Raw genomic sequence first — 19,447 nt, 5'->3', positions numbered from 1 at the left:
AAGGAGAACGGAACTTCCGTGACTCGGACCATCCTCGACATCCACATCTTGCAGACTGTCCCGCCGAGCAACCTCAACCGCGACGACACCGGAACGCCCAAGACGGCCATCTATGGCGGAGTACGACGGGCCCGCGTCTCCAGCCAGGCGTGGAAGCGCGCTACGCGTCAGGCGTTCGAAGACCTCCTACCCGCCTCCGCACTAGGCGTCAGGACGAAGAAGGTGGCTGAAGCACTGGCCAGGCGCATCGCCCATAAGGAGCCTGCGCTGGCTGAGACGGCGGTACAACTGGCCACCGCAGTTCTCGAGACAGCGACGGGCTCGAAGATCGATGCGCCCAGGCGCAAGCCGAAAAACGGTGAGGACCCCACTGCCGCGCCTGAGTCCGCATACCTGATGTTCCTGAGCAACACGCAATTGGACGCCCTCGCCGAGCTCGCGGTGACGGCCAGCGGTCCCGACGGGGATGCGAAGGCACTCACGGACCACCTCAAGAAGAACAAGGCAGATGCCAAGCGAGCCGTGGACTCACGGCACTCGGTGGACATCGCGCTGTTCGGGCGGATGGTCGCGGACTCGGCGGATCTCAACGTGGAGGCGGCGGTCCAGGTGGCGCACGCCATCGGCGTACATAAGTCAGAGATCGAGTCCGACTACTACACGGCGGTGGACGACCTCAGCCTGGACGACGAGTCGGGCGCCGGGATGATCGGGACCGTCGACTTCAACTCCGCGACGCTGTACCGCTACGCCGCTGTGGACGTGGACGAGTTGCAGCGCAATCTGGGGGACGGGTTGCGAGAGGGCGAGTCGCCGAGTGCCCCTGTGGAAAAGGCCGTCGGTGCGTTTCTGGAGGCGTTCATCACCTCCCTGCCCACCGGGAAGATCAACACATTCGGCAACCACACACTGCCCGCCGCCGTCATCGTCAAGCTGCGCGACCGCCGCCCGGTCAGTTTCGTCAGCGCCTTCGAAAGGCCGGTACCGCAGGGCCCCGGCGGCGGCTACCTGCGCGAGAGCTGCGAGCGACTCGCGCAGTATGTGCCGGAGCTGGAGCGCCAGTACGGCATCACCTCGGACGAGAACTCCTGGGTGTTCCGCGTGGGCGAGGAGACACAGGCGCTGGCTCCGCTCGGCGCAGGTGTCACGCTCGACGTCCTGATGCGGGACGTGACGGCGGCTGTCGCGCGGCGGGTGGGGTCCAGGGCATGACAGTGCTGTTGCTGCGGCTCGCCGGCCCGCTGCAGTCCTGGGGCGCGTCGGCCCGGTTCGCCCGCCGCAGCACCGAGAACGCGCCCACCAAGAGCGGCGTACTCGGTCTGCTCGCCGCTGCCGAGGGGCGCCCGCGCCATGCGGACCTCTCCGACCTGGCAGCGCTGCGGTACGGCGTACGAATCGATCAACCCGGTTCCCGGCTGCGGGACTTCCATACCGCACACCATGCGGACTCGGAGAAGGCCATGCCCTTGTCCGAGAGGTTCTACCTCAGCGATGCCGTCTTTGTCGCCGGGGTCGAGGGGGACTCGGGCCTGCTTCATCGCCTGTACGAGTCCGTGCTGGCTCCGCAGTTCCTGCCCTACCTCGGTCGCCGCTCCTGCCCGCCGTCCCGCCCGCTCGACATGGGCCCCCCGCAGGAGAACGTCACCTTGGAAGAGGCCCTGCGCGGTGCTCTCTGGCAGGCGTCCCCGTGGTACGTGCGGCAGACGGAACGGGCGGCAGAGCAGGGGGACATCGCGGCCGCCCCCGACTCGCTGGACCTGCTCGTGGACTGCCCGCCGGACGAGACCCCGCATCTGTCACTGCGGGACACCCCGGTGAGCTACGACCCGCGTCACCGGCAGTACGCCCTGCGTGGCGTGCTCACCAGCCGCGTCGACACTCCCCCCGCGCACGATCCGACCACCGGCCTCCGCCGTGTCGATGCCACCGGACCGACCCCACCGCCCTCTCCAAGGACTTCCTGATGTACCTGACCCGTTTCCGCTTCAACACCGGTCGGCCGCAGACCCGTCGGCTCCTCGGGTCACCCCACCTGCTCCACGGCGCCGTGAACATGTCCTTCCCCGACGTCCCGCCACGAGACGGCCAGGGCCCACGCGTCCTGTGGCGCATCGACCCCGCGGCAGGCGGGCGGGCCGATCTGTTCATCGTCAGCCCCTCCCGGCCGGACCTGACGCACCTCGTCGAGCAGGCGGGGTGGCCCCATCTGGAAGAGCCGGGGTGGAGCACGTTCGCGTACGGGGAGTTCCTGAACGCCCTCGACGTGGGAGACGTCTGGAGCTTCCGCCTCACCGCGAACCCGGTCCACAACATCCGCAAACCGGAGGACGCCCCCCGGTCCCGTACGAAGCGCACCGCGCACGTCACTCCGGCGCACCAGATCAACTGGTTGCTCCAGCGGCAGGAACAGGCCGGGTTCGAAGTACTGCGGACGCCTCCCGAACGCCGGCTGACCGAAGGCGGGCACGAACATGAGGTGGTCGTACACGACCGCTTTCCCATGCAGTTCCGCAAAGGGGGCTCGCAGAGTCCGGTCGGAGGGAGCAGCGGTGCCGACCGAGCCCGGCCGGTGCAGTTCACCCGCGTCACCTACGACGGACGGCTGCGCATCACCGACCTGGAGGCCTTCCGCCGCACCCTCACCCACGGGCTCGGCAAGGCGAAGGCGTATGGCTGTGGCTTGATGACGCTCGCCCCGGTACGGGCGTCGTGAGCACCGTCAGCGGCCGCGGTGCTTCCTCGCCGCGCGAGCTGACGCGGGTCGGCGACCGCGTCTCCTTCGTCTACCTGGAGCGGTGCACCATCCACCGCGAGGACAACGCGATCACCGCGAGCGACGCGGACGGGGTGACGCACATTCCCTCCGCCACCATCGGCACCCTGCTCCTCGGCCCGGGCACGCGCGTGACCCACCAGGCCATGTCCGTACTCGGCGAGTGCGGAGCCGGAGTCGCCTGGGTCGGTGAGCAAGGTGTGCGCTTCTACGCCGGCGGCCGCGCGCTGACCCGCTCGTCCCGGCTCGTCGAGGCGCAGGCGACCGCCTGGGCCAACCGCCGTGCACGCCTCGAGGTGGCACGGGCCATGTACCGCCTGCGCTTCCCGGAGGACGACACCTCGACCCGGACACGTCAGGACCTGCTGAACATGGAGGGGCGCCGGGTCAAGGAGTGCTACCGCCGCGAGTCGGCCCGCACGGGCGTGCCCTGGCGCCGACGCGAGTACCACCACGGCGACTTCAGCGCCGGTGATCCCCCGAACCAAGCCGTTACCGCCGCTGCCCAGTGCATGTACGGCATAGCCCACGCGGTCGTGGCCGCCCTCGGCTGCTCCCCCGGCCTCGGCTTCATCCACTCCGGGCACGAGCGCTCCTTCGTCCTCGACATCGCCGACCTCTACAAGACCGAGGTCGGCATCCCGGCGGCCTTCGACGCCGCAGCCGAGGGCCCTCACGACGTAGCCACCCGTACGCGCCGGGCGCTACGAGACCGCGTCAACGCATCGGGCCTGCTCGACCGCTGTGTACGCGACATCAAGCACCTCCTCGATCCCTACGGCCGCCCAGGTCCGCACGAGGCGGGGTCGAACGAGGCCACGGACCAGGTGAGCTTGCAGTCCGATGGCGACCGCCACGTCGAGGGCGGCCGCAACTACGGCCACCGGACCACCACCTCCGGCGCATGGGAGGAGCCGATCTGGTGACCGTCATTGTCTTGACCAACTGCCCCGCCGGGTTGCGCGGCTTCCTCACCCGCTGGCTTCTGGAAATCTCTCCTGGCGTGTTCCTCGGCGCACCCTCCGCCCGCGTCCGAGACACCCTGTGGGAGGAAGTCCGCCAGTACCGCGGCAAAGGCCGCGCACTCCTGGCGTACCAGACCGACAACGAGCAAGGCTTCACCTTCGCCGCCCACGAACACGCCTGGCACCCCACCAACCGCAAAGGCCTCACCCTCCTGCACCGCCCCTCACCCCGCCCGGCCACGCCCGGCAACACTTCTGCCGAGCCGCCACGGCAGGGCTGGAGCAAGGCGGCGAAACGACGACGCTTCGGCAATCGGTGAGGTCCGGTGGTCGTTATTACCCTTAATTACCCTTGCGGCGATATGCCGGACTCTGCGAAAGTCAGTAAAAACAGGGGTCTGGCGACGTAAAACACGAGGTCACGGCCTGTGGTCCCCGCGCGTGCGGGGGTGGTCCCGATCAGCGACCCTGGCAACGGCTCGGCCAAGGGTGGTCCCCGCGCGTGCGGGGGTGGTCCCTGCTTCCAGCTCACCCTGCTGCCCGGCACCGAGTGGTCCCCGCGCCTGCGGGGGGTCCCCGGAGGCCAGGTCGCCGCCCCTCACGCGCGGACCATGGTCCCCCGCATGCGGCCCGATGCACTCAGCCCAGGCCTCGGGCCAGGCACCAGCGGCAACCCTGCAGAGAAGGCCGCGGGGCGGCTCCGGCGTGATGGTGGGCTGGCCGGGCGGGAGGCGTTGCCAGGGCGGCGGTGGCGGTGAAAGGAAGGCCTGGGCCCTCTCGCTCAGCGGGCTTCAAAGGTCTCCCGCCGAGCCCCAGCCCCCACCGTGACGAGCCTCACCGTCTCACCCTCGGCCACCTCGGCCCGGCACCCCATGTCGTATGACGGGGTGACGTTCCCCCGCCCGAGGTTCGGCGTGGGGGTTGGGCGGTCATGGTGTTTGCGCAGGGGAAAGCCCCTCGGCGTGCGAGGGGCCGGGTGCGGCGCGGGGCAGGTCATAACGTTTCTGCACCTGTGCCGCTTGGTGGGGCGGGTGGGACTCGAACCCACGGCCGACGGATTATGAGTCCGCTGCTCTAACCGGCTGAGCTACCGCCCCTAACGGCGCGTCGCGCACATTTGTGCGCGCCGTCTGCCGCAGCATAGCCGCTCATACGATCTCCTGCTCCGGCTGGTCGGCATCGCACGACCATGAGGACCCCGCCGCGGCCCGCATGGTTCCACCAGGGGCGAAACGAGTTCGGGCCAGGGAGGGTTGAGCGAGGAGCCGAGGGGGCGGCTCCGGCACGCGCGAGGACCCCCGGGCGCCGTGGCGGTGCCTCAGGGGTCCTCGTCGTACAGCTCTCCCGACTGGACTCGAACCAGTAACCTGCCGGTTAACAGCCGGCTGCTCTGCCAATTGAGCTACAGGAGACCGAGCTCCCCCGACTGGACTCGAACCAGTAACCTGCCGGTTAACAGCCGGCTGCTCTGCCAATTGAGCTACAGGGGAATGACTCTTGGTGACAGAGCCACTGCAACAATGTCACCTACCTGGGGATTCCCGGGCGGCGTGCGCTCGCTGCGACACATACATTAGCGCAAGCAGGGGGGTGCTCCGCCAATCGGTATCCCCCGGGACCGACGTCGGGACAGTCGAGGCAAGGGAAGGGTGGCCGTCATGCGCTACCGGCTGACATTCGTGGCAGGACTCGCTCTGGGGTACGTGCTCGGTACGCGCGCCGGGCGCGAGCGCTACGAGCAGATGAAGAAGTCCTTCCGCGAGGTCTCCCAGAACCCCGCCGTGCGCAACACCGTCGAGTCCGCCACCCAGCAGGGCCGTGACGTGGCCGGGAAGGCGCTCCACACGGTCTCGGAGAAGGTGGGCGACCGCGTGCCCGAGTCCGTGGCCGAGCGCGTACGGTCGCTGCGCGAGCGCGGGCAGGGAGACACCGCGGACGACTGGGGAACCAGCAACACCTAGCCGCGCGCGGCCCCCGGCCGCCGTGGCGCACACCGCCCCGGGCGCGAGCCTGCGCCCGGGGCGGACCCGTGCCCGCCGGGCAGACCTGTGCCTGCAAGGCGGACCCGTGCCTGCGCGGCGGACCCCTGCCTGCGCGGCGGACCCCTGCCTGCGGGGCAGACCGTGCCTGCGCGGCGGACCCCTGCCTGCGCGGCGGCCCCCTGCCCGCTCCCGGAGGCCGCGCCCGGCCCGCACCCCCGCCCGGCCCGCAGGACCTCCCCCCCGGACGCACGTGCGAGGCACCGCCCCGGATGCGGCAGAATCCAGGCATGGGGATAGTCGCGGGGTTGGACAGTTCGCCCGATTTCACACGCATCGTGGTCTGTGACACCGACACGGGGGCCGTACTCAGGCAGGGGTACGCCCCGCATCCGCTGGAGGGCCCCGACGGCGGGCGGCCCGCCGACGTCGATCCGCAGGCCTGGCTGCTCTCCCTCGGCGAGGCCGCCGGCGGCGGGCTCCTCGAAGGCGTGCAGGCCATCGGCGTGTGCGCGCAGGAGCACGCGCTCGTGCCGCTCGACACGCAGGGCACCACCGTGCGGCCCGCGCTCGTCGGCAACAACCCCCGCGCCCAGGTCGCCGCCGCCGACCTCGTCGACGCGCTCGGCGGCCGGCAGGCGTGGGCGCAGGCCGTGGGCTGCGTCCCGCAGGCCGCCCAGCCGGTGGCGAAGCTGCGCTGGCTCGCCAAGCACGAGCCGGAGGCCGCCCTGCGCACCACCCTGCTCATGCAGGCCCACGACTGGCTGGTGTGGCAGCTCCTCGGACGGCCCACCCGGCGCACCACCGACCGCGGCGGCGCCTCCGGCACCGGCTACTGGTCGGCGGCGACCGGCGCGTACCGGCCCGACCTGGTGGAGCTGGCCCTCGGGCACCAGGCGATGCTCCCGGAGGTCCTCGGGCCCGCCGAGTCCGCCGGGACGACGCCCGAGGGGCTGGTGATCTCGGCGGGTACGGGCGCGACGATGGCCGCGGCGTTCGGGCTCGGCGTGATGCAGGGGGACGTGGTGGTGTCCCTCGGCGCCTCCGGCTCCGTCACGGCCGTCCACCACGAGGCCCTCGTCGACCCGTCCGGCACCATCACCTCGCTCGCCGACGCGACGGGCATGCACCTGCCCGTCGTGCACACCGCGAACGCGGTACGGGCGCTGCGCGGCACCGCCGAGATGCTCGGCGTACCGGACCTGGAAACCCTCTCCGACCTGGCGCTGAAGTCCACCCCCGGCGCCCACGGGCTCGTCCTGCTGCCCTATCTGGAGGGCGAGAAAACGCCCAGCCTGCCGCACGCCGCGGGCACGCTGACCGGGCTCCGGCGCGAGTCGATGAAGCCGGAGCACCTGGCGCGGGCCGCCTTCGAGGGCATGCTCTGCGGGCTCGGCGACGCCCTCGACGTGCTGCGCGGGCGGGGCGTCGAGGTGCGGCGGGTCTTCCTGCTCGGGCCGGCCGCGGACCTGCCGGCGGTGCGGGCGGTGGCGCCGATGCTCTTCGGCACCCAGGTCGTGGTCGTCCAGCCCGCGGACTACGCGGCGATCGGCGCGGCCCGGCAGGCCACCTGGGCCCTGACCGGGCAGCTCCCGCAGTGGCAGGGGCCGGTCGCCCAGGTCTTCGAGCCCGGCGAGGAGCTGCCGGTGGGGCAGGCGGTGCGCCAGCAGTACGTGACGGTGCGCGAGCAGGCGCATCCGGGAGCGTTCGCGCCCTGAGCGGCGCCCCGCCCGGCAGCGCATCCGGGAGCGCGGCGCCCTGAGCCGTGCCACACCCCGCAGCACATCCGGGAGCGCCGCGCCCCGAGCCGCGCCCCACCCCACAGGTGCGTACGGGAGCGCCGCGCGCCGAGCCGTGCCACACCCCCCGAGGCGCCCGGGAGGACAGCGCCCCGAGCGGCGCCCCACCCGGCGGGGGCGTCCGGCAGCGTTCGTGCCCCGAGCGGTGCCGCCCGCGCCCCCGCGGCACCCCCATGCCCTCCCCCGCGGCTCCCGTGCGCCGGACCAGGACCTTCCGCCACGGTGCGTGAGGGGAGGAGTACCTTCAGTCGGTTCAGTGGGACCAGATCTTGGTCCGGAATAATTTTTGACCCGGTCATGGGTTAATCGCTTGCACGGGGCAGGGGTCGGTGGCGCAGGATGGTGGGCGGCTTCCGCCTGCCGCCCAACTCCCCGACCCTTGCCGAGAGACGAGCGTGCTCATACGACTCCTGCGGACCCATCTGGGCCCGTACAGAAGACCCATCGTGCTGCTGGTGCTCCTGCAGTTCCTCCAGACCTGTGCGTCCCTCTACCTGCCCACCCTGAACGCCGACATCATCGACGAGGGCGTCGTGAAGGGGGACACGGGCTACATCCTGACGTTCGGCGCCCTCATGCTGGGCGTCACCGTCGTCCAGATGGTGTGCAACATCGGGGCCGTGCTGTACGGCGCGCGGACCGCTGCCGCGCTCGGCCGCGACGTGCGCGCCGCCGTCTTCGACCGCGTGCAGTCGTTCTCCGCGCGCGAGGTGGGCCAGTTCGGGGCGCCGACCCTGATCACGCGGACCACCAACGACGTGCAGCAGGTGCAGACGCTGGTCCTGATGGCGTTCACACTGATGGTGTCGGCGCCGATCATGTGCGTCGGCGGCATCGTCATGGCGCTCGGCCAGGACGTGCCGCTGTCGGGCGTGCTGCTCGCCGTCGTCCCGGTGCTGGGCGTCAGCGTCAGCCTGATCGTGCGCCGGCTGCGGCCGCTGTTCCGCACCATGCAGGAGCGGCTCGACACGGTGAACCGGGTGCTGCGCGAGCAGATCACCGGCAACCGCGTCATCCGTGCCTTCGTGCGCGACGCGTACGAGAAGGAGCGCTTCCGGGGCGCCAACGCCGAGCTGACCGAGGTCTCGGTCGGCACCGGCAAGATGCTCGCCCTGATGTTCCCGATCGTCATGACCGTGGTGAACCTGTCGTCGATCGCCGTCGTCTGGTTCGGCGCGCACCGGATCGACGACGGCGCCATGGAGATCGGCGCCCTCACCGCGTTCCTCGCGTATCTGATGCAGATCGTCATGGCCGTGATGATGGCCACGTTCATGTTCATGATGATCCCGCGCGCGGAGGTGTGCGCCGAGCGCATCCAGGAGGTCCTGGACACCGAGTCGAGCGTCGTGCCGCCGGCCGCGCCGGTCACGGAGCTGCGCGGCCACGGCCACCTGGAGCTGCGCGGCGCCGGGTTCCGCTACCCGGGCGCCGAGGAGCCGGTGCTCAAGGGCGTGGACCTGGTCGCGCGTCCGGGCGAGGTCACCGCCGTGATCGGCTCCACCGGCAGCGGCAAGACGACGCTGCTGAGCCTCGTACCGCGTCTGATGGACGCCACCGAGGGCGAGGTGCGGGTCGACGGCGTCGCGGTGGACACCCTCGACCCGGCGCTGCTGGCCCGGACCGTGGGGCTCGTACCGCAGAAGCCGTACCTGTTCGCGGGCACCGTGGCGAGCAACCTGCGGTACGGCAACCCGGACGCCACGGACGAGGAGCTGTGGCACGCCCTGGAGGTGGCGCAGGCCAAGGAGTTCGTGGAGAACCTGGAGCTGGGGCTCGACGCGCCCGTCGCGCAGGGCGGCACCAACGTGTCCGGCGGGCAGCGGCAGCGCCTCTCCATCGCCCGCACCCTGGTGCAGCGGCCGGAGATCTACCTCTTCGACGACTCGTTCTCCGCCCTGGACTACGCCACCGACGCCGCGCTGCGCGCCGCGCTCACCGAGGAGACCCGCGAGGCGACCGTCGTGATCGTCGCGCAGCGCGTGTCGACGATCCGCGACGCCGACCGGATCGTCGTGCTCGACGAGGGCCGCGTGGTCGGCACCGGCCGCCACCACGAGCTGATGGCGGACAACGAGACGTACCGGGAGATCGTCCTCTCCCAGCTCACGGAAGCGGAGGCCGCGTAATGCCCCCTGGTATCGGCGGGCCGATGATGGGGCCCGACTCCCGGTCCATGGACTTCAAGGGCTCCGGCAAGCGGCTGCTCGCGCAGTTCCGGCCGGAGCGCGCCACGATGTACGGGATGCTCGCGGCGGTCGTGGGCAGCGTCGCCCTGTCCGTGCTCGGGCCGAAGATCCTGGGCCACGCCACCGACCTGGTGTTCGCGGGCATCGTCGGACGCACCATGCCCGACGGCGAGACCAAGGGCGAGGCGCTTCAGCGGCTGCGGGACGGCGGCGAGGGCGGCTCGGCCGACATGCTCTCCGGGCTCGACTTCACCCCCGGCCACGGCATCGACTTCGGCGCGGTCGGCGAGGTGCTGCTGCTGGCCACGGCCGTGTTCGTGGTGGCGGGCCTGCTGATGGCCGTGGCCACGCGGCTGTCCAACCACGCCATCAACCGCACCGTGTACCGGCTGCGCGGCGACGTCCAGGCGAAGCTGTCCCGGCTGCCGCTGTCGTACTTCGACAAGCGGCAGCGCGGCGAGGTGCTCAGCCGGGCCACGAACGACCTCGACAACATCAACCAGACGCTCCAGCAGACGATGGGGCAGCTCATCAACTCGCTGCTGACGATCGTCGGCGTGCTGGTGATGATGTTCTGGATCTCGCCGCTGCTCGCGCTGGTGGCGCTGGTGACCGTGCCGCTGTCGTTCGTGGTGGCGACGAAGGTCGGCAAGCGGTCGCAGCCGCAGTTCGTGCAGCAGTGGAAGTCCACGGGCGCGCTGAACGCGCACGTCGAGGAGATGTACACCGGGCACGCCCTGGTGAAGGTCTTCGGCCGCCAGGAGGAGTCCGCGAAGGCGTTCGCCGCGCACAACGACGCGCTCTACGAGGCGTCGTACAAGGCGCAGTTCAACAGCGGCGTGATGCAGCCGCTGATGTTCTTCATGTCGAACCTGAACTACGTCCTGGTGGCCGTGGTCGGCGGCCTCAGGGTCGCCTCCGGGGCGCTGTCCATCGGTGACGTGCAGGCCTTCATCCAGTACTCGCGGCAGTTCTCGATGCCGCTGACGCAGGTCGCCTCGATGGCGAACCTGGTGCAGTCCGGCGTCGCCTCCGCCGAGCGCGTCTTCGAGCTGCTCGACGCCGAGGAGCAGGGGCCCGACCCCGTCCCCGGCGAGCGCCCCGCCGCGCTGCGCGGGCGCGTGGCCATGGAGCACGTCTCCTTCCGCTACGAGCCGGACAAGCCGCTGATCGAGGACCTGTCGCTGGTCGTGGAGCCGGGCCACACCGTCGCCATCGTCGGGCCGACCGGCGCGGGCAAGACCACGCTGGTGAACCTGCTGATGCGGTTCTACGAGGTCACCGGCGGGCGCATCACGCTCGACGGGGTCGACGTCGCGGCGATGACCCGGGACGAACTGCGCGGCGCCGTCGGCATGGTGCTCCAGGACACCTGGCTGTTCGGCGGCACGATCGCGGAGAACATCGCGTACGGGGCCGCCAAGGAGGTCACGCGGGAGCAGGTCGAGGAGGCGGCGCGGGCCGCGCACGCGGACCGGTTCATCCGCACCCTGCCCGACGGGTACGACACCGTCATCGACGACGAGGGCACGGGGGTGAGCGCGGGCGAGAAGCAGCTCGTCACCATCGCGCGGGCGTTCCTGTCCGACCCGGTGATCCTGGTCCTGGACGAGGCGACCAGCTCGGTGGACACCCGGACCGAGGTGCTGATCCAGAAGGCGATGGCGCGGCTCGCGCACGGGCGGACGTCGTTCGTGATCGCGCACCGGCTCTCCACGATCCGGGACGCGGACACCATCCTGGTGATGGAGGACGGGGCGATCGTGGAGCAGGGGACGCACGAGGTGCTGCTTGCCGCGGGCGGTGCCTACGCCCGGCTGTACAAGGCGCAGTTCGCGGAGGCCGTGGTGGAGGTGGACTGAGCGCCGCCGGGGGGGTGGTGTTCCGCGTGTGCCGGATGTGCGTGGCCGGTCGCGCGGTTCCCCGCGCCCCTTCGGGGTGCTTGCCCACCGCCCGGCCCGCCTGGCCCCTGGCTAGTCCAAGTAACCCCTGAGCTGGTCCGCGAAGGCGTGGTCGCGGAGCTTGTTGAGGGTCTTGGACTCTATCTGGCGGATGCGTTCGCGGGTCACGCCGAAGATCCGGCCGATCTCCTCCAGGGTGCGGGGCCTGCCGTCCGCGAGGCCGTAGCGGAGCTGGACGACCTTGCGCTCGCGCTCGCCGAGCGTGGAGAGCACCGCCTCCAGGTGCTCGCGCAGCAGCAGGAACGCCGCCGACTCCACGGGGCTCGCGGCGTCGCCGTCCTCGATGAGGTCGCCGAGCGCGACGTCGTCCTCCTCCCCCACGGGCGCGTGCAGCGACACGGGCTCCTGCGCCAGGCGCAGCACCTCGCTGACGCGCTCGTGCGGCAGGTCCAGGTGCGCGGCGACCTCCTCGGGCGTGGGTTCGTAGCCGCGCTCCTGGAGCATGCGGCGCTGGACGCGTACGACGCGGTTGATCAGCTCCACGACGTGCACCGGTACGCGGATCGTGCGGGCCTGGTCGGCGAGGGCGCGGGACATGGCCTGGCGGATCCACCAGGTCGCGTACGTGGAGAACTTGTAGCCGCGGGCGTAGTCGAACTTCTCGACGGCCCGGATGAGGCCCAGGTTCCCCTCCTGGACGAGGTCGAGCATGGTCAGGCCGCGCCCCACGTACCGCTTGGCGACGGAGACCACCAGGCGGAGGTTCGCCTCGATGAGGCGGCGCTTGGCCATGCGCCCCATGACGACGAGACGGTCCAGGTCGAGGGCGAGCTGGGAGTCCAGGTCGGGGGTGCCGGCCAGCTTCTCCTCGGCGAAGAGCCCGGCCTCGACGGCGCGCGCGAGCTCGACCTCCTCGGCGGCGGTGAGCAGCGGGATGCGGCCGATCTCGCGGAGGTACTGGCGGAACAGGTCGGAGGACGGGCCGCCGGTCTCGGCGCGGCCGCGGGGGCCCGGCGACTCGATCGTCTCGACGAGGGTCCCGGCGGTGTCGGCGGTGCGGGCGGTGTCGGCAGGGTCGGCGGGATCAGCGGGGTCCGTGGTGTCGGTGGGGCCGGGGACCGCGGCGGGCTCCGGGTGCTCCGCCGGCTCCGCGTCCAGGGTCTCGGGCGCCGCGGGCGCGCCGGTGGCCGCCGGGGACGGCGGCTCGGTGACGCGCTCGTCCGGCGGCGGCGCCGGGTGCCGGGTCTGGGTGAGGGTCCGGGTCTGCACGGGGGCGACCTCCAGGATGATCGCTGCTGAGGCGTGTGGCAGCGGTACGACGGGACCGGCGTCGACGGCCTCGCCGCTGTCCGTCCCGAACGCGATGTGGGACCGCGGTGGTGTCGGACTCGCATCCGCTGGCTGCGGTCCGGCCGCGCTCCGAGGACTCAGGCACCGGTCCCAGTGTGGAGTACGACACACGGCCGCCACGAGGGGCGTGCGGTGACTTTTTGAGTCCGGTCCGTAACCGGTCGGTTACCCCGCGCGGGGCGCCCCAGGCCCGCCCGTTCGCCGGAACCGGCGGCTGCCGCCCCTGGACCCCGCTCGTTCGGCCGCTCCGCGCCTCGCCCTCGAACGCCGGACGGGGCTGGAACTCCCGGCCGGGGCGGAGCGTCGACGCGCCGGGTCAGAGGGCGGCGGCGCCGCGTTCGCGGAGGGCCCGGCCGTACTGCTGCAGGACCCACAACTCGTTCTGCACCGCGGCCAGTTGCCCGGGGTCGCCGTGGCCGCCGCTGAGGCGGGTGAAGGTGCCCTGGACGTCGCGGATGCGGCGGTCCACCGCGCGCAGCCGGACGGTGACGAGCTGGTCGCCCGCGTACGCCTCGTCGACCGTGCGCCGCATGATCGCCTCCACGGCCAGCTCCGTGACCATGGCGCGGACCGTGTCGTCGGGGGCGGCCTCGCGGACGCGGACCAGGTACTCCTGCGGGTCCTGGGTGCCGTACTCGGCGCCGCCCGCGTCCATGATCGCCTGCCGTACGGCGGCGTAGGGCGCGGCCGTGAACTCGTCGACCCCGTACGCGTCGAAGGCCGGGGAGACCAGGTCCGGCCGCTGGAGGGCCAGCTTGAGCAGCTCGCGCTCGGTGGCGTAGACGGGGTTGCGCAGGTTGAGCGCCGGGCCGGAGGGGCCGGCGGGGGCGCGCGCGGGCACCGGCTGGGGGCCGCGCTGCGGGGCCGGGCCCTTGCCGCCGCGGTCGCGGGCCCAGCGGGCGAGCTGGGCGACGCGCTTGACGACGAACTGCGTGTCGAGGATGCCGAGCATGCCCGCGAGCTGCACGGCGACCTCGTGCTGGGCGCCGCTGTTCTTGATCCGGGCGACCACGGGCCCGGCCTCGTCGAGGGCGGCGGCGCGGCCCGCGGGGGTCTCCAGGTCGTAGCGGGCGACGATCTGGCGCAGCGCGAACTCGAACAGGGGCGTGCGGGGCTCCACCAGGTCGGCGACCGCCGCGTCGCCCTTGGCCAGGCGCAGGTCGCAGGGGTCCATGCCGTCCGGCGCGATGGCGATGTACGTCTCGGCGGCGAACTTCTGGTCGTCCTCGAAGGCGCGCAGCGCCGCCTTCTGGCCGGCCGCGTCGCCGTCGAAGGTGAAGATGATGCGGGCGGAGCCGTTGTCCATCAGGAGCCGGCGGAGGATCTTGATGTGCTCGCCGCCGAAGGCGGTGCCGCAGGTGGCGATGGCCGTGGGCACCCCGGCGAGGTGGCAGGCCATGACGTCGGTGTAGCCCTCGACGACGACGGCCCTGCTGGACTTGGCGATCTCCTTCTTGGCCAGGTCGATGCCGTACAGGACCTGGGACTTCTTATAGATCGGGGTCTCGGGGGTGTTCAGGTACTTCGGGCCGTTGTCGTCGTCGCGGAGCCTGCGGGCGCCGAAGCCGACGACCTCGCCGCCGATGTCGCGGATCGGCCACATCAGGCGGCCCCGGAAGCGGTCGATGGGGCCGCGGCGGCCGTCCTGGGAGAGGCCGGAGAGGACCAGCTCCTTGTCGCTGAAGCCCTTGCCGCGCAGGAAGCGGGTGAGGTGGTCCCAGCCCGCGGGGCTGTAGCCGACGCCGAAGTGCGCGGCGGCGGCCTGGTCGAAGCCGCGCTCGGCGAGGAAGGCGCGGCCGATCTCCGCCTCGGGGGACTCGAGCTGGGCCGCGTAGAACTCGGCGGCGGCCTTGTGCGCCTCGATCAGGCGGATGCGTTCGCCGCGCTGGTGGGAGGGGTTGTACCCGCCCTCCTCGTAGCGCAGGGTGATGCCCGCCTTGCCCGCGAGGCGCTCCACCGCCTCGGAGAAGGTGAGGTGGTCGACCTTCATCACGAACGTGATGGTGTCGCCGCCCTCCTGGCAGCCGAAGCAGTGGAAGAGGCCCTTGGCGGGGCTGACCTGGAACGACGGGGACTTCTCGTCGTGGAAGGGGCACAGGCCCTTGAGGTTGCCGCCGCCCGCGTTGCGGAGCTGGAGGTACTCGGACACCACGGCGTCGATCGGGACCGCGTCCCGAACCGCCTTCACATCCTCGTCATTGATCCGCCCAGCCACGCACAGATTCTATGGCCCGGCGCCGACACCTCGTCCCTCGCGGGGCGCCCCAGACCCGCCCCTTCCCGAAACCAGGGGCTGCCGCCCCTGGCACCCCGCTTGATCGGCCTTCGGCCTCGTCCTCAAACGCCGGACGGGCTGGAACTGCCCGCGCGGCGACGTTTTCAGCCCGTCCGGCGTTTGAGGACGAGGGCGCCAGCGCGATTTCGGGGGTCCAGGGGGCGGAGCCCCCTGGTTACGGGAAAGGGGTGCCCGCGCGCGGAGCGCGCTAATGGATGCAGTGGGGCGCTCCCGCGAGGGACGGCCGGGGGTCAGCCGAGGAGGGACTCCAGGGGGTGGGTCGGGTCGGAGAGGGCCTCGGGGTCGGGGCGGGCCTCGGTGCGGATGAGGGTCTGGATGGCCTCTGTGACGTCCCACACATTCACGTTCATCCCGGCGAGCACCTGCCCCTCCCGCAGCCAGAACGCGATGAACTCCCGCTTGCCCGCGTCCCCCCGCACCACCACCTGGTCGTACGTGCCCGGGGGCGCCCAGCCCGAGTACTCCAGGCCGACGTCGTACTGGTCGGAGAAGAAGTACGGCACGCGGTCGTAGGTGACGTCCTGGCCGAGCATGGCGCGGGCGGCGGCCGGGCCGCCGTTCAGGGCGTTGGCCCAGTGCTCCACGCGCAGCCGGGTGCCGAACAGCGGGTGCCGGACGGCGGCGACGTCGCCCGCGGCGAAGACGTCCGGGTCGGAGGTGCGCAGGGAGGCGTCCACGGCGACGCCGCCGCCCTCGGCGCGGTCGACGAGCGCGAGGCCCGCGGACTCGGCGAGCGCCGTGCGCGGGGCGGCGCCGATCGCGGCGAGGACGTCGTGCGCCGGGTGCTCCTCGCCGTCGTCCGTGCGGGCGGCGAGGACCATGCCGTCCTGGCCGGTGATCTCGGTCAGGCGGGCCCCGAAGTGGAAGCGGACGCCGTGCTCGGCGTGCAGCTCGGTGAACATCTGGCCGACCTCGGGGCCGAGCACGGCGTGCAGCGGCGTCGGCTCGGGCTCGACGACGGTGACCTCCGCGCCGTACTCCCGCGCCGCCGCGGCGACTTCGAGCCCGATCCAGCCGGCGCCCGCGATCACCAGGTGGCCGTTGTCGCGGCCGAGCGCGGCCAGGACGTGGCGCAGCCGGTCGGCGTGGGCCAGGCGGCGCAGGTGGTGCACGCCCGCGAGGCCGGTGCCGGGCACGTCCAGGCGGCGGGGTTCGGCGCCGGTGGCGAGGAGCAGCTTGTCGTAGCGGACGACCGTGCCGTCGCCGAGCCGGACGGTGTGCGCGGCGCGGTCTATGGCGACGACGGTCTGGCCCAGGTGCAGCTCGACGTCCGCCTGCGCGTACCACGAGGGCTCGTGGACGTAGACGCTGTCGCGGTCCTCCTTGCCCAGGAGGTAGCCCTTGGACAGCGGCGGGCGTTCGTACGGGTGGTCGCGCTCGTCCCCGATGAGGATCACCCGGCCGGTGAAGCCCTCGGCGCGCAGCGTCTCGGCTGCCTTCGCACCCGCCAGACCTCCTCCGACGATGACGAACGTCTGATCCGCGTCGACCACTTGATGCCTCCTCGAAACCTGTGTGCCCACTGGGAGAGTCCCGCACGCAGCGTGATGACGGAAGGGGGTCTACTCCGATCCGGCCACTTTCCGTCACATCCTGTGTTCATCGTCCCTGGTCACTCACCGGTGCGTGCCGTCCGGTGCGGGGCGGTGAGCCGCCGGTGCAGGGAGCGGGCGGCGGCGTCCGTGAGGGACGCGATCTGGTCGACGACCACGCGCTTCGCGGCGCGGTCGTCGGGCGCCGCGTCGTACAGCGCGCGGAACTGCGGGTCGAGCCCCTCCGGGGCGCGCGCGGCGAGCGCGTCGGCGAGTTCGGCGACGCAGACGCGCTGGTCGGCACGGAGCCGGGTCTGCTCGGCGCGCTGCATCACGTACCGGTCGGCGACGGCCTTCAGGACCGCGCACTCCAGGCGGGCCTCGCGCGGGACGACGAGCTCGGCCGCGTACCGGGTGAGCGGTCCTGTCCCGTACCGGGCGCGGGTCGCGGTCTCCGCGGCGAGGCAGAAGCGGCCGATGAGCTGGCTGGTGGCGTCCTTCAACCGGGCCTGGGCGACGGCCGATCCGTCGTACCCGTGCGGCCACCACTCCTGCTCCTGGAGGCGGTCGAGGGCGGCGGCGAGTTCCTCGGGGTCGGTGTCGGCGGGGACGTAGCGGCCGACGGCGACCGCGCACACCTCCCGGCGCTCGGGCTCGGCGCCGAGCAGGTTGGGGTCGATGTGGCCCGCGTGCAGGCCGTCCTCGACGTCGTGCACCGAGTACGCGACGTCGTCGGCCCAGTCCATGACCTGCGCCTCGAAGCAGGTGCGGTGGCCGGGGGCGCCCTCGCGGACCCAGTCGAAGACGGGCCGGTCGTCGTCGTACACCCCGAACTTCACCGAGCCCGGGTCGGCGGGGTGGGCGCCGCGCGGCCAGGGGTACTTGGTGGCGGCGTCCAGGGCGGCGCGGGTGAGGTTCAGGCCGACGCTGACGAGGTCGCCGGTGTCCGGGTCCCGGACGAAGCGCTTGGGCTCGATGCGGGTGAGCAGGCGCAGGGACTGGGCGTTGCCCTCGAAGCCGCCGCAGTCCTGGGCGACCTCGTTCAGGGCCTGCTCGCCGTTGTGGCCGAAGGGCGGGTGGCCGAGGTCGTGGGAGAGGCAGGCCGTCTCCACCAGGTCCGGGTCGCAGCCGAGGGCGGCGCCCAGCTCGCGGCCGACCTGGGCGCACTCCAGGGAGTGCGTCAGGCGCGTACGGGCGCTGGCGTCCCAGGCCTGGCTCTTGGTGCCGGGGGTGACGACCTGGGTCTTGCCGGCGAGGCGGCGCAGCGCGGCGGAGTGCAGGACGCGGGCGCGGTCCCGCTGGAAGGCGGTGCGGCCCGGGCGTTTGTCGGGCTCGGCGGCCCAGCGCTCGGCGGCGGCGGAGTCGTAGGCGGGGTCCCCCGAGAGGACCGCGGAGGCGGAGAAGGCGGTGGGGTACTCCGGGCGCTCGGGCTGCGGCTCGGGGTGCGCGTGCGGTGCGGTGCCTGCCATGCACCGACAGTAGACGCAGGGCGCTGCGGGATGCGCCGCGCCCCCCTCAGGCGGCCGTCGGCGGGCGCCGCCGCGCCGGGGCGGGCACGGCCGAACAGGCCTGGTCGTAGCGGTGCAACAGGAGCCGGACGAGGGCGGGGTGCGTGCCCAGGGGCGCGGCGGCGAGCCACGGCGCGGCGCCCGCGGCCTCGGTGGCGAAGCGGCCGGGCGCGGTGAAGTACGAGGCGACGGCGATCCGCCGGACGCCCGCGGCTTCGAGGGCGGCGACGGCGGCGGGGACGGTGGCGGGCGTGGCCGGGGTCGGCGCGGCGTACCCGGGGACGACGGGGACGCCGAGGCGGCGGCCGAGCAGGGCGGCGGCGCGGCGGACTCCGGCGGCGTACGCGGGGTCGCGGGAGCCGGCGGCGGCGAGGACGACGCCGTGGCTGCCGGGGGCCGGGGGCGCGGCGGGCCAGCCCGCCTCGGTGAGGCGGGCGTGCAGCGCCTCGGCGAGCAGCGGGTGCGGGCCGAGCGGGGCGGCGAGGCGGGTGGTCAGGCGGGGGTGGGCGGCGCGGGCGGCGGCGGCCGTGGCGGGGATGTCGCGCGTGGCGTGGAGGCCGTGGCTGAGGAGGAGGGGGACGAGGACGGCGCCGCCCGCGAGGTCCGCGCGGCCCGTGGTGTCCGCGGTGTCCGTGCCGCCCGTGGTGTCCTGCCCGGCCGGGGGTGTGGTCTCCCGGCCGAGGGTGTCGAGGGTGTCGGTGAGCAGCGGCTCGTTCAGCTCGATGTGGCCGAGGCGGACGTCGAGGCCGGGGCGGTGGGCGCGGACGGCGTCGAGGAGCGCGGTCGCGGTGGCGAGGGCGCGGGGGTCGCGGCTGCCGTGGGCGACCGCGACGAGCGCGGGGCGCGGTGCCTGGCGGCGGGGGTCGCACGGGCGCACGAGGCCGAGCCGGGTGCGGAGTTCGCCCGGGACACGGGTCGCGAGCCGGGCCGTGCCGTCGGGGTGCGGGGGCTTGCCGGGAGGGCTCGGGGTCCTGTCGGGGCGCGGGGTCGGCGGTGTCATGGAGGGAGCCTGGCCTCGGCACGTTGCCTGGCCGTTGCGGCGCCGTGACGGCTCTTTTCGGTCATCCTCACAGGCGGCTCTCCGGGGAGGGTCCCCCGAGGGCCCCTCGGGCGGGTCCGCACGGGCCGCGCCTCGCCGACCGGTCCTCACACCGG

13 protein-coding genes, 3 tRNA genes and 1 pseudogene are annotated in these 19,447 nt (G+C 72.7%); 9 read left to right on the top strand and 8 right to left on the bottom strand.

Annotated elements, in window-relative coordinates:
- The first annotated feature begins 18 nt into the window (after positions 1-18).
- The 5 genes from cas7e to cas2e are packed head-to-tail and all read left to right on the top strand — an operon-like array spanning position 19 to position 4,058.
- A complete protein-coding gene (gene cas7e, locus QK440_RS25390; protein ID WP_282795517.1) occupies positions 19-1,212 on the top strand; it encodes a type I-E CRISPR-associated protein Cas7/Cse4/CasC in 1,194 nt (397 codons plus the stop codon).
- Positions 1,209-1,964, top strand: a complete 756-nt coding sequence (gene cas5e, locus QK440_RS25385; protein WP_282795516.1) for a type I-E CRISPR-associated protein Cas5/CasD — start codon at positions 1,209-1,211, stop codon at positions 1,962-1,964. The genes cas7e and cas5e overlap by 4 nt, the downstream gene beginning before the upstream one ends.
- Entirely contained in the window at positions 1,964-2,713 is a 750-nt protein-coding gene (cas6e, locus tag QK440_RS25380) for a type I-E CRISPR-associated protein Cas6/Cse3/CasE (RefSeq protein WP_282795515.1), read from the top strand. The genes cas5e and cas6e overlap by 1 nt, the downstream gene beginning before the upstream one ends.
- Complete coding sequence (gene cas1e / locus QK440_RS25375; protein ID WP_282795514.1) at positions 2,710-3,699, top strand: type I-E CRISPR-associated endonuclease Cas1e; 990 nt, start codon at positions 2,710-2,712, stop codon at positions 3,697-3,699. Before cas6e ends, cas1e begins: the two co-directional genes overlap by 4 nt.
- Entirely contained in the window at positions 3,696-4,058 is a 363-nt protein-coding gene (gene cas2e / locus QK440_RS25370) for a type I-E CRISPR-associated endoribonuclease Cas2e (RefSeq protein ID WP_282795513.1), read from the top strand. Before cas1e ends, cas2e begins: the two co-directional genes overlap by 4 nt.
- Positions 4,059-4,758: 700 nt before the next feature.
- Here the strand turns inward: cas2e and QK440_RS25365 are convergent.
- The 3 genes from QK440_RS25365 to QK440_RS25355 all read right to left on the bottom strand — a co-directional run bounded on the left by QK440_RS25365 (position 4,759) and on the right by QK440_RS25355 (position 5,228).
- A tRNA-Ile gene (locus QK440_RS25365) sits at positions 4,759-4,835 on the bottom strand.
- Positions 4,836-5,077: 242 nt separating this feature from the next.
- Positions 5,078-5,150 (bottom strand) — tRNA-Asn (locus QK440_RS25360).
- A 5-nt stretch (positions 5,151-5,155) separates the two neighbouring features.
- A tRNA-Asn gene (locus QK440_RS25355) sits at positions 5,156-5,228 on the bottom strand.
- A gap of 168 nt (positions 5,229-5,396) precedes the next feature.
- Here QK440_RS25355 and QK440_RS25350 point away from each other — a divergent pair.
- The 4 genes from QK440_RS25350 (at position 5,397) to QK440_RS25335 (ending at position 11,567) form a co-directional block, all read left to right on the top strand.
- The gene (locus QK440_RS25350) at positions 5,397-5,699 is read left to right on the top strand and encodes a YtxH domain-containing protein (RefSeq protein ID WP_282795512.1); all 303 of its coding nucleotides are present in this window, start codon (positions 5,397-5,399) and stop codon (positions 5,697-5,699) included.
- Between the two features lie 308 nt (positions 5,700-6,007).
- Positions 6,008-7,435: an FGGY family carbohydrate kinase gene (locus tag QK440_RS25345; protein WP_282795511.1), complete on the top strand. Its 1,428-nt coding sequence runs from the start codon at positions 6,008-6,010 to the stop codon at positions 7,433-7,435.
- Between the two features lie 476 nt (positions 7,436-7,911).
- Positions 7,912-9,645 (top strand): ABC transporter ATP-binding protein, encoded by a 1,734-nt coding sequence (locus tag QK440_RS25340; protein ID WP_282795510.1) that lies wholly within the window; start codon positions 7,912-7,914, stop codon positions 9,643-9,645.
- Between the two features lie 23 nt (positions 9,646-9,668).
- The gene (locus QK440_RS25335) at positions 9,669-11,567 is read left to right on the top strand and encodes an ABC transporter ATP-binding protein (protein ID WP_282795524.1); all 1,899 of its coding nucleotides are present in this window, start codon (positions 9,669-9,671) and stop codon (positions 11,565-11,567) included.
- 111 nt (positions 11,568-11,678) lie between these two features.
- On the opposite strand, the pseudogene QK440_RS25330 reads toward QK440_RS25335, so the two are convergent.
- The 5 genes and pseudogenes from QK440_RS25330 to QK440_RS25310 form a co-directional block, all read right to left on the bottom strand.
- Positions 11,679-13,041 (bottom strand): annotated as a pseudogene (locus tag QK440_RS25330) (RNA polymerase sigma factor).
- A gap of 231 nt (positions 13,042-13,272) precedes the next feature.
- The gene (gene dnaG, locus QK440_RS25325) at positions 13,273-15,171 is read right to left on the bottom strand and encodes a DNA primase (RefSeq protein WP_282795509.1); all 1,899 of its coding nucleotides are present in this window, start codon (positions 15,169-15,171) and stop codon (positions 13,273-13,275) included.
- A gap of 311 nt (positions 15,172-15,482) precedes the next feature.
- Positions 15,483-16,745: an FAD-dependent oxidoreductase gene (locus QK440_RS25320; protein WP_282795508.1), complete on the bottom strand. Its 1,263-nt coding sequence runs from the start codon at positions 16,743-16,745 to the stop codon at positions 15,483-15,485.
- A 119-nt stretch (positions 16,746-16,864) separates the two neighbouring features.
- Positions 16,865-18,253, bottom strand: a complete 1,389-nt coding sequence (locus QK440_RS25315) for a deoxyguanosinetriphosphate triphosphohydrolase (protein WP_282795507.1) — start codon at positions 18,251-18,253, stop codon at positions 16,865-16,867.
- 46 nt (positions 18,254-18,299) lie between these two features.
- The gene (locus QK440_RS25310) at positions 18,300-19,292 is read right to left on the bottom strand and encodes a CbiX/SirB N-terminal domain-containing protein (protein WP_282795506.1); all 993 of its coding nucleotides are present in this window, start codon (positions 19,290-19,292) and stop codon (positions 18,300-18,302) included.
- Positions 19,293-19,447 lie beyond the last annotated feature (155 nt).

The organism is Streptomyces sp. CC224B (genome assembly GCF_030010595.1).
Classification (GTDB): Bacteria; Actinomycetota; Actinomycetes; order Streptomycetales; family Streptomycetaceae; genus Streptomyces; species Streptomyces longispororuber.
Note: the sequence above shows the minus strand (reverse complement) of the source record. Positions and strands in the feature narration are given on the sequence as shown.

Coding starts and splice junctions, on each gene's coding strand:
- cas5e (WP_282795516.1), top strand. CDS start 1,209: ATGACAGTGCTGTTGCTGCGGCTCGCCGGCCCGCTGCAGTCCTGGGGC.
- cas6e (WP_282795515.1), top strand. CDS start 1,964: ATGTACCTGACCCGTTTCCGCTTCAACACCGGTCGGCCGCAGACCCGT.
- QK440_RS25350 (WP_282795512.1), top strand. CDS start 5,397: ATGCGCTACCGGCTGACATTCGTGGCAGGACTCGCTCTGGGGTACGTG.
- QK440_RS25345 (WP_282795511.1), top strand. CDS start 6,008: ATGGGGATAGTCGCGGGGTTGGACAGTTCGCCCGATTTCACACGCATC.
- QK440_RS25335 (WP_282795524.1), top strand. CDS start 9,669: ATGATGGGGCCCGACTCCCGGTCCATGGACTTCAAGGGCTCCGGCAAG.
- QK440_RS25315 (WP_282795507.1), bottom strand. CDS start 18,253: ATGGCAGGCACCGCACCGCACGCGCACCCCGAGCCGCAGCCCGAGCGC.
- QK440_RS25310 (WP_282795506.1), bottom strand. CDS start 19,292: ATGACACCGCCGACCCCGCGCCCCGACAGGACCCCGAGCCCTCCCGGC.